The sequence below is a fragment of the Pseudomonas sp. AC463 genome, assembly GCF_979253585.1.
In genome coordinates this window covers 299,148-313,669 of record NZ_CEEDDZ010000001.1, presented here as the reverse complement: position 1 = coordinate 313,669, position 14,522 = coordinate 299,148, and the positions used below count along the sequence as shown (strand labels likewise).

Annotated in this window: 15 protein-coding genes and 3 pseudogenes; 7 read left to right on the top strand and 11 right to left on the bottom strand. The window is 56.6% G+C overall.

Annotated features, from left to right (window positions below):
- The first annotated feature begins 46 nt into the window (after positions 1 to 46).
- Positions 47 to 973 carry a LysR family transcriptional regulator gene (locus AC0IYH_RS01510; RefSeq protein ID WP_471832771.1) on the top strand — a complete coding sequence of 309 codons (927 nt, stop codon included), beginning with the start codon at positions 47 to 49 and terminating at the stop codon, positions 971 to 973.
- Between the two features lie 100 nt (positions 974 to 1,073).
- Here AC0IYH_RS01510 and AC0IYH_RS01505 read toward each other — a convergent pair whose 3' ends face one another.
- A complete protein-coding gene (locus AC0IYH_RS01505; protein ID WP_471832770.1) occupies positions 1,074 to 1,967 on the bottom strand; it encodes a LysR family transcriptional regulator in 894 nt (297 codons plus the stop codon).
- A 186-nt stretch (positions 1,968 to 2,153) separates the two neighbouring features.
- On the opposite strand from AC0IYH_RS01505, the gene AC0IYH_RS01500 reads away from it, so the two are divergent.
- The 3 genes and pseudogenes from AC0IYH_RS01500 (at position 2,154) to AC0IYH_RS01490 (ending at position 4,039) form a co-directional block, all read left to right on the top strand.
- On the top strand, positions 2,154 to 2,744 hold the full coding sequence (locus AC0IYH_RS01500; RefSeq protein ID WP_471832769.1) for a flavodoxin: 591 nt from the start codon (positions 2,154 to 2,156) through the stop codon (positions 2,742 to 2,744).
- 96 nt (positions 2,745 to 2,840) lie between these two features.
- Positions 2,841 to 3,560: pseudogene (locus tag AC0IYH_RS01495) on the top strand (aldo/keto reductase); the annotation flags it as partial.
- 50 nt (positions 3,561 to 3,610) lie between these two features.
- Positions 3,611 to 4,039, top strand: a complete 429-nt coding sequence (locus AC0IYH_RS01490; RefSeq protein WP_471832768.1) for a (R)-mandelonitrile lyase — start codon at positions 3,611 to 3,613, stop codon at positions 4,037 to 4,039.
- A gap of 62 nt (positions 4,040 to 4,101) precedes the next feature.
- On the opposite strand, the gene paoC is transcribed toward AC0IYH_RS01490, so the two are convergent.
- From paoC to paoA, 3 genes are read right to left on the bottom strand one after another with little or no spacing between them, the layout of a single operon-like run.
- Positions 4,102 to 6,300 carry an aldehyde oxidoreductase molybdenum-binding subunit PaoC gene (gene paoC / locus AC0IYH_RS01485; RefSeq protein ID WP_471832767.1) on the bottom strand — a complete coding sequence of 733 codons (2,199 nt, stop codon included), beginning with the start codon at positions 6,298 to 6,300 and terminating at the stop codon, positions 4,102 to 4,104.
- Positions 6,297 to 7,253, bottom strand: coding sequence for an FAD binding domain-containing protein (locus tag AC0IYH_RS01480; RefSeq protein ID WP_471832766.1), 957 nt, complete (start codon positions 7,251 to 7,253; stop codon positions 6,297 to 6,299). Before AC0IYH_RS01480 ends, paoC begins: the two co-directional genes overlap by 4 nt.
- Entirely contained in the window at positions 7,250 to 7,873 is a 624-nt protein-coding gene (paoA, locus tag AC0IYH_RS01475) for an aldehyde dehydrogenase iron-sulfur subunit PaoA (RefSeq protein WP_471832849.1), read from the bottom strand. Before paoA ends, AC0IYH_RS01480 begins: the two co-directional genes overlap by 4 nt.
- Positions 7,874 to 8,514: 641 nt before the next feature.
- Here paoA and AC0IYH_RS01470 point away from each other — a divergent pair.
- Positions 8,515 to 9,420, top strand: coding sequence for a LysR family transcriptional regulator (locus AC0IYH_RS01470; protein ID WP_122772187.1), 906 nt, complete (start codon positions 8,515 to 8,517; stop codon positions 9,418 to 9,420).
- Between the two features lie 2 nt (positions 9,421 to 9,422).
- Here AC0IYH_RS01470 and AC0IYH_RS01465 read toward each other — a convergent pair whose 3' ends face one another.
- From AC0IYH_RS01465 to AC0IYH_RS01450, 4 genes are all read right to left on the bottom strand, one after another.
- Entirely contained in the window at positions 9,423 to 9,929 is a 507-nt protein-coding gene (locus AC0IYH_RS01465) for a GNAT family N-acetyltransferase (protein ID WP_122772186.1), read from the bottom strand.
- Positions 9,930 to 9,976: 47 nt separating this feature from the next.
- On the bottom strand, positions 9,977 to 10,393 hold the full coding sequence (locus AC0IYH_RS01460) for a VOC family protein (RefSeq protein WP_122772185.1): 417 nt from the start codon (positions 10,391 to 10,393) through the stop codon (positions 9,977 to 9,979).
- Between the two features lie 95 nt (positions 10,394 to 10,488).
- The gene (locus AC0IYH_RS01455; RefSeq protein WP_471832765.1) at positions 10,489 to 11,211 is read right to left on the bottom strand and encodes a hypothetical protein; all 723 of its coding nucleotides are present in this window, start codon (positions 11,209 to 11,211) and stop codon (positions 10,489 to 10,491) included.
- Positions 11,212 to 11,282: 71 nt separating this feature from the next.
- A complete protein-coding gene (locus tag AC0IYH_RS01450; protein WP_471832764.1) occupies positions 11,283 to 11,789 on the bottom strand; it encodes a DMT family transporter in 507 nt (168 codons plus the stop codon).
- Positions 11,790 to 12,012: 223 nt separating this feature from the next.
- Between AC0IYH_RS01450 and AC0IYH_RS01445 the strand changes: the two are divergent.
- Together AC0IYH_RS01445 and AC0IYH_RS01440 are read left to right on the top strand one after the other, a co-directional pair.
- Positions 12,013 to 12,180: pseudogene (locus AC0IYH_RS01445) on the top strand (IS66 family transposase); the annotation flags it as partial.
- Positions 12,181 to 12,189: 9 nt separating this feature from the next.
- Positions 12,190 to 12,337 (top strand): annotated as a pseudogene (locus AC0IYH_RS01440) (transposase domain-containing protein); the annotation flags it as partial.
- An 823-nt stretch (positions 12,338 to 13,160) separates the two neighbouring features.
- On the opposite strand, the gene AC0IYH_RS01435 reads toward AC0IYH_RS01440, so the two are convergent.
- The 3 genes from AC0IYH_RS01435 to AC0IYH_RS01425 all read right to left on the bottom strand — a co-directional run bounded on the left by AC0IYH_RS01435 (position 13,161) and on the right by AC0IYH_RS01425 (position 14,227).
- Positions 13,161 to 13,517, bottom strand: a complete 357-nt coding sequence (locus tag AC0IYH_RS01435) for a type II toxin-antitoxin system RelE/ParE family toxin (protein ID WP_046036275.1) — start codon at positions 13,515 to 13,517, stop codon at positions 13,161 to 13,163.
- 2 nt (positions 13,518 to 13,519) lie between these two features.
- Entirely contained in the window at positions 13,520 to 13,810 is a 291-nt protein-coding gene (locus AC0IYH_RS01430; RefSeq protein WP_471832763.1) for a type II toxin-antitoxin system ParD family antitoxin, read from the bottom strand.
- 201 nt (positions 13,811 to 14,011) lie between these two features.
- Positions 14,012 to 14,227: a death domain-containing protein gene (locus AC0IYH_RS01425; protein WP_046036385.1), complete on the bottom strand. Its 216-nt coding sequence runs from the start codon at positions 14,225 to 14,227 to the stop codon at positions 14,012 to 14,014.
- Positions 14,228 to 14,522 lie beyond the last annotated feature (295 nt).

Genomic DNA, 14,522 nt, shown 5'->3' with positions numbered 1-14,522 from the left:
CAACAATACTGATAATTGTTAATGGGTATATGAAGGAAATTCACGAATGAGTCGAGTGGACATGCCTGAACTGTCAGCTTTTATCGCCATCGCCGAACTTCAAAGCTTTAGCGGGGCCGCGCGGGTTCTTGGGGTATCACCTTCGGCGCTGAGTCATTCGATTCGTAACCTTGAAGCCCGCCTGGAGATGCGCCTGTTCAATCGCACCACGCGTTCGGTGGCCCTGACCGAAGCCGGCGAGCAGTTACTGCAAGGCGTTCGGCCATTACTCAGGGACTTGGCCAACGTGGTCAACGAGGTCACCTCGGCGCGAACCACTCCATCAGGCTCGCTACGCATCAGCGCCTCGGAATCAGCTATTCGCCCGTTGATTCGTCATGTCGTCCCCGACTTTGTGTTGCGCTACCCGCACATCAACATCGAGTTTGTGGTGGACAGCAAATTGCAGGACATCGTCGGGGATGGTTTTGACGCTGGCATTCGACTGTTTGACGACGTGCCACGTGACATGATCGCCGTACGTTTCGGGCCGGACATGCGCTTCGCAGCGGTTGCCTCGCCGGCCTATCTTGAACGGCACGCGGTGCCGCAAACGCCGCAAGATCTCAAGACTCACAGTTGCCTGCGTTTTCGTTTTACCAGTGGCGCGTTGTTTCGCTGGGATTTCAAACACGCGCTGCAAAGCGTGAGCCTGGACGTCGAGGGCCAGATAACCTTCGACAACATCAACTTGATGATTGAAGCCGCGCTGGCCGGAGTGGGGGTTGCGTGGGTGCCTGAAGCTCAGGTCGTAGAGCATTTGAACGCCGGCAGGTTGTTACACCTCTTGCCAGAGTGGAGCCCTGTCTATTCGGGGCTTTGTCTGTATTACCCGGCAAACCGTCATCCACCGATAGCGTTGCGCCTGTTCGCCCACGCCGTACGCGACTGGGCCACTCAAAACGCTGGTCAGGCATTGACGCCCACGGCGTAGTGATGCGCAGGTATCTGGTTTACCTTCCCCGGCAATTCGTTATTAACCAAAGCGTTCTGGGGTCCGAAGCGTATTCTTTGAGTACTGTCGGTCTGGATGCTCAATTTTTATAGCGCAGTGCGTCCAACAGCAGAGCAAACGCTGGAGAGGCCTGGCGCCGACTGGGGTAGTACAGGTGGAATCCGGAAAAAATCGGTGACCAGTCTTCCAGCACGTGAATCAAGCGGCCTGCTTCCACGTGCGCCGCGACGATGTTGTGAGGAATGTAACTAAGGCCGAAGCCGTCAAGTGCCGCCTCTAACAGTTGATAAACACCGTTGTAAGTCACTTGGCCTGTGACCCTGGCATTCAGGCTTTGGCCGTCTTTTGCGAACTCCCAGGCGTACAGCCCACCGTTGGTTGGTAAGCGCAAGTTATTGCATTGGTGTTCGGTCAGGTCGCGGGGTGTCTGGGGGGCCGAACGGTGCGCAAAGTAGGCCGGTGAACCGACCACCGACATGCGCATGTCCGGGCCGATGCGGGTCGCGATCATGCCTTGCGCCACGTCCTCACCCAGACGTACGCCCGCATCGAAGCCTTGGGCGGCGATGTCGACGAAGCTGTAGTCGCAGCAGACCTCTACCGAGATGTCCGGGTACTGGGGCAGGAATTTTTTGAGCACCGGGCGCAGGACCATTTCCAATGCATGGTCCATCGCGTTGATGCGGATATTGCCGGCAGGCGTATCACGCAAATCACTGAGCCCAGCCAATTCGATTTCGATCTCCTCGAAGTGCGGCCCGACCTTCTGCATCAGTCGTTCGCCGGCCTCGGTCGGTGAGACGCTACGTGTGGTGCGCGTTAGCAGGCGAAGGCCCAAGCGTGCTTCCAGGCTGCGGATGGTGTGACTGAGTGCCGATTGGGAGACACCAAGTTTGGCGGCTGCCTTGGTGAAGCTTCGTTCTCGCGCTACCGCTAGGAAAGCGAGCAGGTCGTTGGCGTTTTCGCGAAGCATTGGTGAGCCCATCACATAAGTATTCGAGGATTGTAACGATTAAAGTTGAATTAGAAGAACTGTCTGGATGCCTTCGATTAGCGTTGGCGCCGATATATGAGAAAAATTCATAAGGCCTTGCGATTTATTCGGTCTAGTGCGGGCTTGCGCGCGTACGTACATTGGCCGTTGAACAGGGGAGGGTATATGCACTCATCACATGATCCTCAACGTCGCAAGATCATGGCGGCCTTGGCGAGCCTGCCACTTTTGGGGGCTGCCGGTATTTCTGAGGGTACTGAGCAACAGCGTTCGGACTCGTCTGTCCTGGTGGCGTATTTCTCTCGCTCCGGAAACACCCGGGTGGTCGCGGGGCTTATTCAGCGCGCAGCACGGGCGCAGCTGTTTCAGATCATGCCGGCGAACGCCTACCCGGACGAATACCTTGCAACTGTCGAGCAGGCACGCCAGGAACGGGATCGCGATTTCGAGCCGGTATTGGCGGCCAAGGTGCATGACATCGGTGCCTACCACACGGTGTTTTTAGGCTTTCCTGTCTGGGGTGGAACCGCGCCGCCCATCATTCGCGCTTTTTTAGCGTCCCATGACTTGTCCGGAAAAACCCTGATCCCCTTCATCACGCATGGAGGGTACGGCCTGGGCGACAGCCTGACTGTGCTCGCGAGTCATGCGCGCAATGCTCGTTTGCTGGAAGGCTTCGCCATGCAGGCTGATCAAGAGCGCAAAACCATGGAGCAGGTCAGCTCATGGCTCAGCAAGGCAAAGCTTCCTGCTTGAGCGCCGCGCGTTGCTGTGACCCTCACTGGCCTTTGTCTTGCCGGGTAGCTCAATTAAGCCATCTGGAGAAACATGATGAAAATTCGCACTTTGGGCAACAGCCGTCCAGAGCATATCCACAAAGCCGTCGAAGGCATGTTGAAGCGCTTGCGCACTGACCGTATCGATTTGCTCTACCAGCATCGAGTAGATCCACAAGTGCCTATCGAGGACGTGGCTGGCGCTATTAAAGAATTAATCGCGCAGGGCAAGGTGCTCCACTGGGGGCTCTGCGAGATGGGGCTCAATACGTTGCATCGCGCACATGCCGAGCTACCGCTGACCGCCGTTCAGAGCGAGTATTCAATGCTGTGGCGTGGCCCTGAGAACAAGGTACTCGCCAGCTGTGAAGCACTGGGTATTGGCTTCGTTCCGTGGAGCCCTGTTGGTGTTGGATTTCTGACCGGCGCTATCGACGGCAAAACGCGATTTGCTGAAGGTGATATCCGTAAAAGTGAGGGTCGTTTTGCCCCGGAACACCTGCAGCACAATTTGGCTCTGGTTGATTTGCTCAATCACTGGGCCCAGCGCAAGCAAGCAACGCCCGTTCAAATCGCGCTGGCATGGCTGCTGGCCCAAAAGGCCTGGATCGTTCCGATTCCCGGTACGACCCAAATGCCCCATCTGCTGGAAAATATCGGTGCAGATACCGTGAGCTTCACGCCTGCCGAAGTGGTCGAGCTGAACCGCTCGGTTGCAGCCATTGAAATTCACGGGCAGCGGTTGCCGGATACCGTTCTGGCGTACTCGGATGTCGAGGCGCCAGCTCGACGTTGACGGCACAGCTTCCAGCGTTCGAACCCTCAGCTTTGAAAGGACAAATACTCATGACTACACAACACCAGACCATTATTCGTAACGGCACCAAGCCGTCCATCAAAGGCCCTGAAGACTGGTTTACCGGGGCGGTGCGAATTGACAGCCTGTTTCAGATGCAGGAGCCGGCGCGCACGGGGGGCGCCATCGTGACATTTGAGCCGTCTGCACGCACGGCGTGGCATACGCATCCGCTTGGGCAGACGCTCATCGTACTGTCCGGCGTTGGCTGGACGCAGTGTGAAGGTGGCCCGCGAACTGAAATCCGTGCAGGCGATATTATTGCCTGTGCGTGTGGCAAACGGCATTGGCACGGCGCGGCAGCTACCACGGCGATGTCGCACTTCGCGGTCACAGAAATGCTCGACGGCAAGAACGTCGAGTGGATGGAACACGTGACCGACGAGCAATACAACGCTGGCCCTTTGGTGACCGAATAACCACGCATGGCTCAGGTAAGGTCCTGAGCCATGGCTGCGGTGGCAGTCCCGGTAAGCGTCGGTCAAAGCATCGGCGGTAATTGGTCGAGCAATTTGTCCAGGGTGATCGGGTATTCCCGAACACGCACGCCAGTGGCGTTGTAAACGGCGTTCGCAATCGCCGCGCTCACGCCACATAACCCTAGCTCACCCACACCCTTGGCCTTCATCGGCGAGGAGTACGCATCGGGCTCATCCAGAAAAATCACCTCTTGATGCGGGATGTCCGCGTGTACAGGCACCTCGTAACCTGCCAAGTCGTGATTCACGAAAAAGCCCTGGCGCTTGTCCACCGCCAGTTCTTCCATCAGGGCCGCACCGACGCCCATGGTCATGGCGCCGATTACCTGGCTTCGGGCTGAGGTCGGGTTAAGGATGCGTCCTGCCGCGCAGACTGCCAGCATCCGCCTGACTCGTACCTCACCCGTGGCGCTGTCGACGGCGACTTCGACGAAGTGCGCGCCGAAGGTCGATTGCACAAACTGCTTGTTCAGATCGCCGAACTCGATGGAATCCTCGGCAACCAACTCGCCCGATTGGGCTGCGTTGCGCAGGGGCACGCGCTTACCGTCTGCGTGCACTTCACCGTCAGTGAATACCGCGTCCTGCGCATTCAGCCCCAGGCGCTCGGCGACCGCTTCGCGCAGTTTCACGCAGGCGGCATACACACCAGCGGTTGAGCAGTTGGCGCCGAACTGGCCACCGGAACCGGCTGAAACAGGAAAACTTGAATCGCCAAGTCGCACCCGTACTTTGTCCAGAGACACCCCCATCATCTCGGCGGCGGTCTGGGCAATGATCGTATAACTGCCCGTGCCGATATCGGTCATGTCGGTTTCCACGGTGACCACGCCCTGGCTATCAAGCCGGACTCGCGCCCCGGACTTGACTAATTGGTTGCTGCGAAAGGCCACGCCAACTCCCATACCGATCAACAGGTGGCCGTCGCGTTGTGCGCCAGGTTGCCGGTGGCGCTGGTCCCAGCCGAACCGCTCGGCGCCGGTTTGTAAGCATTCGACCAATTGTCGTTGGGAGAAACGCCGCTCGGGTTTGCTCGGATCGACCTGTGTGTCATTGAGGATGCGAAACTGCACTGGGTCGAGGCTGAGCTTCTCGGCCATTTCGTCCATGGCGATTTCCAGAGCCATCAGCCCTGGGGTTTCACCGGGTGCACGCATGGCATTGCCTTCTGGCAAATCGAGGACCGACAGGCGGGCGCTGACCAAGCGATTGGCGCCCGCGTAGAGCAGTTGGCTGGGTTGCGCGGCCCGCTCGACTTTGCCACCGGGCAAATCGCCTGACCAGCCTTCGTGGCCCATGGCAGTGATCTTGCCCTCGCGGGTAGCGCCGATCCGAATGCGCTGAATGGTTGCCGGTCGGTGGGTGGAGTTGTTGATCATCAGCGGCCGTGTGAGCGCGACCTTGACTGGCCGGCCACACAGCCTTGAACCCAGTGCGGCCAGGACGGCGTCGGAGCGGATGAACAACTTGCCGCCGAAGCCGCCGCCGATGTACGGCGAAATCAGGCGTACGTTATGTTTGGGAATACCGAGCGTGGTCGCCAGATCGGTCACCGACCAGTCAATCATCTGGTTGGAGGTCCAGACGGTCACCTGGTCACCTTTCCAGCTGGCCATCGACGCGAAGGGCTCCATCATGGCATGAGCCTGATCGGGCGTGGTGTAGGTGGCGTCCAGCTTGACTGCGGCAGCATCGAACGCCCCCTCAAAGTCGCCGTAACGGCTGTCGGCCAATTGCGCTTTAATTTCAACCCCTGAATCGCGAACACTGGCCAAGTCGTAGGCACCTTCGCTGCGTTGGTAGGTAATCTTCACCCATTGCGCGGCGCAGCGTGCCTGCTCAAACGTATCCGCTACCACCATGGCCACGGCTTGGTGGTAATGCTGGATAGCAGGGCCAGCGAGCAGATTCGCGGTATTGAACTTGCCTTTACCGAGCTTTCCCGAATTGGCCGCGGTGACAATCGCTATGACCCCGGGAGCGGATTCAGCGTCTGTCAGGTCCATCGATGCGATGCGCCCCTTGGCAATGGCGGAGCCGATCACATAACCATAAGCCTGGTTTGCCACTGCATCGTGGTGTTCGTAGGCATAAGGTGCCACGCCGCAGACTTTCAAAGGGCCCTCGATCCGCGCGGTGGGCTTGCCGACCACGTTCATTTGGTCGATGGGGTTGGTTGTGGCGGGGGTATCAAATTTCATGCTTGAGCCCTCGCCCGCGCGATCACCGCAGCGAGCGTACGCTCGACCAGCGTCACCTTGAACGCGTTTTCATGAGTGGGAGTGGCACCGGCGAGTAAGCCTTTGGTCACCGCTTTGGCGCCTTCGGGCATCGCCGACTCGGCGGCTTCCACACGCCAAGGCTTATGCGCAACGCCGCCCAGTGCGACACGACCGTTGCCGTCTTGGTGAATGACCGCGCCCACCGAAATCAACGCGAATGCGTAGGAAGAACGGTCCCTGACTTTCTGGTAGATGTGTGTGCCGCCCAGGGGCGGGGGCAGGGTGACGGCGGTGATTAGCTCGTTAGCCAATAGCGTGGTTTCAATATTCGGCGTATTGCCAGAAAGGCGATGGAAATTTGCCATGGTGATGAGCCGTGTCGTGCCGTCAGGCCGGACGGTTTCGATCTGCGCGTCAAGTACGCGCATGGCGATGGCCATGTCGCTGGGGTGAGTAGCAATGCAGGCGTCGCTGACGCCGATGATTGCTGACTGCCGACTGAAACCGCCGATGGCCGCACAACCGCTGCCAGGCAGTCGCTTGTTACACGCTTGATAAGTGTCATAAAAGTAAGGGCAGCGGGTCCGTTGCAGCAGGTTACCGGCGGTGGTCGCGACATTGCGTAGCTGGCCGGAAGCGCCTGCCAGCAGCGCGCGGGATAATATCCCGTAGTCTTTTCGGATGCGTATATCGGCGGCCAGGTCGGTATTGCGCACCAGCGCGCCAATCCTCAAACCGCCTTCGGGCGTGGCGTCGATGCGGTCCAGGTCGAGCCCGTTGACGTCGATCAGGTGGGTCGGCGTTTCGATCTCCAGCTTCATTAAGTCCAGCAGGTTGGTACCACCCGCGATAAACCGTGAGCCGTTGACTTGCGCCGCCAACGCAGCGGCTTCCGCCGGGGATTTGGCACGTAGGTAAGTGAAGGGCCTCATGCGTTGACCTCCGCGACTTCGGTGATTGCTTGAATGATGTTGGAGTAGGCGCCGCACCGGCAGATGTTGCCGCTCATGCGTTCCTGGAATTCGCTGGCGATCAATTGCGGCCTGTCGACCAGGCTGGCGCTGGCATGGCTGGGAATCCCCTGGCGAATCTCAGCCAATACCGCCACCGCCGAACAGATCTGCCCCGGTGTGCAATAGCCGCACTGGTAGCCATCGTGTTTGACGAACGCCGCTTGCATGGGATGCAATTTGCCCGGTGTGCCGAGGCCTTCGATCGTGGTGATCTTCGACCCCTCATGCATCACCGCCAGGGTCAGGCACGCGTTAATCCGTCGACCGTCGGCAATCACCGTGCAGGCACCACATTGGCCGTGATCACAACCCTTTTTGGTCCCGCTGAGCTTCAGGTTTTCTCGCAACGCATCGAGTAGCGTCGTGCGGGTGTCGACATCCAGCGAGTGAACCTGTCCATTCACCGAGAGCCTCAATGCCGAATTGATAGGGCGCGCCAAGTTGGCTGCACTAGCTTCGACGCTGATGAAAGGAGGAAGCGCTACGGTCGCTGCCGTCACTGCACCCACAATCAGAAATTTGCGTCGGGATATTGTTATCACGTCGTCCATTGGTTCTATTCCCAGCTAGCGGCAGCGGTTCAGTCTCGGGCAGCATGGCGGTTCGGGTCTTCGCCCTATGCGCTACTGCATTGCCAGTACTCATCAACAGGAGTGACCTGGATAGTCGCAGAACGTTTTTGCGATGTGCTGCTATAGAGTTATGTGCTGGACTCATGAATCGGCGAGGCGTGCGCATTAACTGGGGTGCGGCTGCGTTTGGGCGGTGGCTAGAGGAGGGCGTATCTGTTACGCGATATTTCTTTGATGCTTACATGGTCAGTCATGTGTCACTTCACCGCGTTTTCCGCAACGGGTCTACGTGGTTGGCCCATTGCTGGGCCACCTCGCGATGGGCGCTAGCAGATGCACGTGTGCGCATGAACATTTTGACTAGGCTCTAGGACGTCATTTTCAGCTTGAAAAATTCACGCTATGCCCCCAGGTTTGCACCCACTCGCGCGCCTTAGACGAGCGATCGCGGATGGCGATTTCTTACAGTACCGAGGTGGTACAGGGTGGTCTTCAATTTACATCTACGGCGGGATGACCGAAATCCGCTCGCTCAACGTTCGGCGTACGTGTCTGTTCATGTGTTAATTTGATTAAATTCACTACCTGGCGACTCGAGTATTCATTCCATGGATGAACTGCGCAGGATTGACCTCAATATGCTGGTAACACTTCATGCGTTATTGGCCGAGAAACACGTCACGCGAGCGTCAGTACGACTGCATAAAAGCCAGCCGGCAGTCAGCCACGCGCTGAGCTTGCTCAGAGCGCATTTCGACGACCCTCTGCTCATACGGCGCAACGGGGCGATGGTTTTGACGGCGAGGGCGCAAGCGCTGGCTCAGCCACTTAAGGATGCCTTGGGCCATCTGAATTCGCTGTTGGGCGCTGCGGAATTTGAGCCATCAACGGCAAAGGGCCGTTTTCGATTGTCGCTATCGGACTACGCGGCGCGGATCCTTCTGCCTCCGCTTACCCGGAAAATCCGCAAGGAGGCGCCGGGTATTGATTTGGCTATCAGCCAAGCCAGTCGAGATATGATGATTTCTCAGCTGTTGGATGGTGAACTTGACCTTGCGCTGGGCATCTTTCCCGAGGTTCCGGGTGCCATTGCGCTTCAAGATCTGTTTTTCGAAGGATTCATCAGCCTTGCAGATAAACAAGTGCTGCCAGAGCAGGGTGGTCTTTCACTGGACGATTGGTTGTCGCGCCCGCATGTGATGCTCGCGCTACGTCCTGATGCGAACGATGAGATCGAGAAGGCGCTGGCCGCTCAAGGTTTGAAGCGTCACATTGCCTTGGCTTTGCCGCACTGGAGTGCGGCAGTTGAAGTACTTGCGGGCACCGATCTGATTCTTACGGTTGCCAGCCGCGCAGTGGGCCCGATGCGCAAACATAAATCGCTGCGGCAATTCAAACCGCCCATTGATATCCCGCGATTCGCCTATCAACAGGCCTGGCACGCCAGAAAAGAGGGTGATGCCGCACACCGCTGGCTACGGGAAGCCGTTTTTGAGTGTTCTCAACCAGGCTGACATCAAGCTGAAGCAGCCAGATTGTGCTCCATCACGATTAATTCGATATCGTCGCAGTCGTCAATCTCGCCTGTTGCGACGAACCGGTTCCTTAACCAAAAAGCTTTGGCTTTCTCATCAGTACTGGCATGGCTCAAGATGGCAATCTTGAAGCCACTTGCAGCGTAGTCTGCAAGCACCGATTTGATGATTGCAGACCCCAATCCTCTACTTTGCGCAGCCTTTTCGATTATGAAGAAGCCTATAAGGATATGATCCCGTTCCGGGAAAGACTCGATCAGCTCCAAATAGCCAACCAGCCTGCCTTGCTGTCGAAAACCGATGTTCTGCTTGTGGGCCAGGTCTGCTCCGGGAGGGATCGCGGTTAGTAACTTTGCAAGCTTTTCCACACTAAGGGTTTCACGCATGTGCTCGAAGTAGACCGGGTTGTCAGAACAAATTCGGAATATTTCTCCAAGGTTCTGTTCGGTCAGCTTGGAGCGTTGAGTGTTGTGTGGCCCGATTGTCATCCTTTCTATTCCCGCTATTCACACGTTCATCGACCTGGCTGATTTCATCAGGGTTGCACAGCAGGGCCTTTCAACTCGATCTGATTATCATCAGGGTCGTTGAGATAAATCGACAAACCTGTTCCCTCCGCTCCATACCGCATCACGGCCTCTTGAGCGGATACACCGGCAGCAGCCAAGTTGCGGAGAATGGCCTGTTCATCAAACGGCTCAACCCGAAGGCAGAAGTGATCGACATTGTGTCTTTGCTTACCCGCCGGCTGCCCACCCTGACGACCGATCGGCCCGTTAGCATCAACCAGGTCAATCATGGATGTCCCTGCGCTCAGATGAATCATACCAAGGTCGTCACGGCGCTTTTTGACATCACATCCCAGTACAGATGTGTAGAAAGCCAGGCTGCGCTCAATGTCCTGCACCCGCAGTACAACATGGTCGATACGTTGAATTGAAAAACTGCGCATTACGATCACTCCTGTTGGATCACTGATGTGAGCCCCACCCAGTTTCGAATCTTCAGATGGGCACTCTTCACGATGCGGGCAGCAAGTTCGACGACTCAGTTTACCTTCGAAAACAGTTGAGGCGCCTCACCCGAGAAGTCGACCCAAGGATTGGTATTGAGCAACTCGGCATGCGGCACGCTGGGTTCATCGAAGCGAATAGTGAAGCTTTCCGGGCCATGGGCGTAGGCCACAATTATGCCTTGGTGCGGATCCATGTAGCCGGCGTGCATGCCGAAGCCAGGATAGCTGAGGCGCACGGCTGGCCCTTCAGGATTGATCTCATGCACAGTCAGACGCGCAAGGACGACATCTGGCAGCACAAACACCCAGGTGAAAGCACCACCGGATACCACCGTCATCACCTCATCAATGCCCGCGCCATTGTCCGAAGTGTTTACATGAAGACGACCATAACGATTCAGAGCCCAAGTCCGCATCTCTGGGGTCATGGCCTTCATGTCGTAAACTTTTGGATAGGGCGCTGTATCTCCCTCGCGGGTACCTAGGTAGCCACCACGGTGCACCTCAGGAGTACGACCTGCGAGGTGTATTTGCTCCAGCAGTTCAGCACGGTTGAGACTGAATATCGAAAGCAGCTTGTTTTGATCTTCTTCGCTGATGGCGTCAATCAGCGATGCTTTGAGAATTGGCTTGGCTTCTTCGGGAATGGAGACAGTGCTGGCGCGCACACCTACGCTGCGCAAGACAGCATTGACGCTATCGATACCTTCAACATCGGAACGACCATCGCTGAACTGAAGTTTTACGAAGTTCATCTTTGTTTCTCCTATCGTGAGTTAGAAAGTTGCAATTGCGTTGCGGGCCTGCATAAAACGGGTAGAGAGGGTTACTTGTAGATTTGGGTAGCGCTGTTCTCGACCGTCGGCGTGCCGATGCCCTGAACCAGCAACACACCACCGAAGATGAGCACGACCCCTACCAGTCGAGTGAAGGTGATTGGTTTGCTGGCGAGTCCCATTAGCCCGAAATGGTCAACCAGAACGGAAGCTAAAATTTGTCCCGCTACGACGAGCAATAGAAATCCGCTAGCCCCTAGCTGGGGAGTTATGGCCGTTGCGCTGCCTACATACACGGCACCCAAAATGCCGCCGATCCAAAACCACCAGGATCCCTGTAAAGCCTTGCCGACATCAGGCGCAGATACCCGCATGACTAACAGTGCAATCACCACCACAATGGCACTGACAAACAGCGACGTTAACGCCCCCCAAAGCGGGTGCCCTAACGCTCGGCCCACGGCTGCGTTACTGGCGGCTTGGAAGGGCAGGACTGCGCCTGCCAGCAGTGCGGTACCCACCGGGATAAGTGCGAGAGCTACTGCCTTACTGAACATGACATTCCCCTTTGGAGATGGCGGGTTTCGATGGGTAAATACTCTCCAATCCACAAAGATTATGGAAATCACATGTTTGCACATGCATTATTCATATGATGGATAGTTTGGGCGGGCGAAGCCTTCTAGCTCAGCCACGCTCAGGAGGCTGACCAAGGCTGCGGTGGAGCATGTTTTTTGGCGTGGGATTCAAGTTCACGCTGCGCTAAGCAGTACGGGCTTGGGCGAGATCCATGCCGATGAAACGCCAGTGCAAATGCTTGCGCCAGCCGAGAATAGAACTCACCGGGCTTACATATGGGCCTATAGCACCATGCCGCTTTCTGCACTCAAGGCTGTGGGGTATGACTTCAGCCCAAGTCGTGCCGGTGAACATGCACGTAACTTCCTGCGTGCCTGAAGCGGCAAACGGGTGGCGGAGATCATGAGCCTAATCCAGTCAGCGCGCATGAAATGGGCATGATCAGTATGCCTATCTCGAGGATGTGCTGACTCAGCTGCCTACCCAGAACGCCAATGGAATCGGGCAACTGCTGCCGCATCACTGAATGCCGGCCTGACTCACGCAAAGTGAGTTGGGTGGACGCTTACGCTGGGCCTTAGGCTGGGGGCAATCATTTCAAACCATCCAAAGCATGCCCTCAGATGTGCCCCCAATGTAGCCATCCACTGGTAGTGAATGGAGCTCCATGGTTTGTCGAAAGGCAAAAATGATCAAATGAACAGCCTGCCAGAAGACGTCTAGAGACTCTCAGGGTCCCCAAAAAACATTTTGACTGGGCTCTAGCACGGTAGTCGCAGCCTGAAAAAAACGAATTATGCCCCCAGTTATGCCCCCAGTTGCGCGTAGTGTTCGAGCGATCGCGAATGGCGATTTCTGGCACGGACTTGGGTGGCTTTGGCTGGTATTCAGTGCGCCTCCGTATACTGGATTAGCAACCCGTATCTGGCAAACCCTTGCTCGTCCGGAAGAGGATATGGGTAATGAGTCGATATCCTTAAATGGTGTTGTTGGGTCTTTCTCTCTGCACCTATCCTGAAATTGACTCCAGAGATGCTCGTGCTCTGCGTGATGTTGCCAGGGCTCTGGATGCTAGGGACGTTGATCCGCATGTCCATCGGCAGTTGCAGCGTAATGCGAGGCGCCTAGGCACGGAAAACGCCTACGAAGCGGTTGTTCAGCATTGAAAGCGGTGGGCAAAATTGAACATCGTGTTTCTTGTCGTGGATCTCGATATTCCGGTCGGGGCCAGAGCATCGTGCTTCAATTGGCCGCCGAATCGGCTGGCAGCGGGGGAGGGGCTCAGGTTGCGATGTAGAGGGGGCGCCTACCTTTGCTGTTCATGGCCGGTTAAACTGCCCGGTCGGTGATCAGTCGTTCGGCAAGTGCAACTGCACTTCCATGGCGTCATGAAGGAGTCGGACGACCTCGATCAGGGCGTCATTTGCCACACGATAGAACACGATATGGCGTGGGCTTTTGACCCTCCCATGGGGGTGTTTGACCTGCTGGCGTGAATAGGTGAGGTGATAGCTGCGAAGGCCCGGTGCAAGCTCATCACGGTCGTGGCTGCCAATGCAATAAGGAGTGCTGGCAAGAGCTTGCAACGCCGTGAGTATCAGCGCCTGGTAGCGCTGCCGTGCTTGATCGCCGAACTGCGTCTGGGAGAGCCTGAGGATGTCGACAATGTCGGCGCGCGCCGCGTTGGAAATCCGATACTGCGGCATGCTCAGTGTTTCTCGCTCGCGAGAGTGGTGGCCTCCAGGCTCAAGCCCTCTAGGTAAAGCTCCAGATGCCCTTCGTTCAATTGAGTAAAGCGCCCGTGTTCAAGATCCATGATGCCGATCGAGGTCGCCAGACGCAGCGCCTCAATTTTGGCAGTGTCTTCGGCGACGCGCTGCTCCAGTAAACGCAAACCTTCTCGCATCACTTCGCTGGCATTTTGATAACGGCCGGACCGGACCAGGTCTTGGATAACCTGTTCTTGGTGAGGGGTGAGCACAACGTTTCGCGTCGCCATCATTAGCTCCAACTCTGGGCAAACATATTGTTTCGATCGTTGGCATATTATGCCATTTTACATAAACTCAGGGAGTTTGGGATTTGTATCTGACGAACTGTAAAGTGTGGGGTCATCCTTTGCGCCGAACAGATGGCCCGGACTGTATGCGCACAAAGTCCAAGCAAGGCTGTCGCATGCGGGACGTCGTGGACAGCTTAATTAGTGTGGGCCTCGGGCCTTCAGTTTTGCCAAGCCTTGTTTGATGTGTCCGGCGTTCTCTCCAATCGTTTGTAGCGCGCCGCGGATATTGTCGCCTGTGTCCGTCGTACCCTTGCGCTCAATCCACAACGTCAACTCCATCACCGCCGCCTCTAAGGCGAACTGGTTTTGGTACAGACGCTCAAGGACATCAGGCAGTGAATATTCAGTGGGTATTGTTTCGACTCCAATGAAGGAGCCGAAAGCGTAGCAGCGGGGGAGGCGGATGTCCCGAGCCACCCGTGAGTTAAGTGAATGAAACGGTTTAGAGTGAGGGTCAGCATTCGCCAAAAACTGCCGTTGCGACAGGCAGCAGACGGCCAATAGCGGACGCCGGCTTGATGCCCCGCTATTGACTTTTATCAATTTAAAATCAGATAACTTGAGCTTCTTACTGTTCATCTCCCGCGTCGTCCCATAGTCGAATAAAACTTCAGCCCTATCTGCGACTATATCGACGTATTCACTGAAG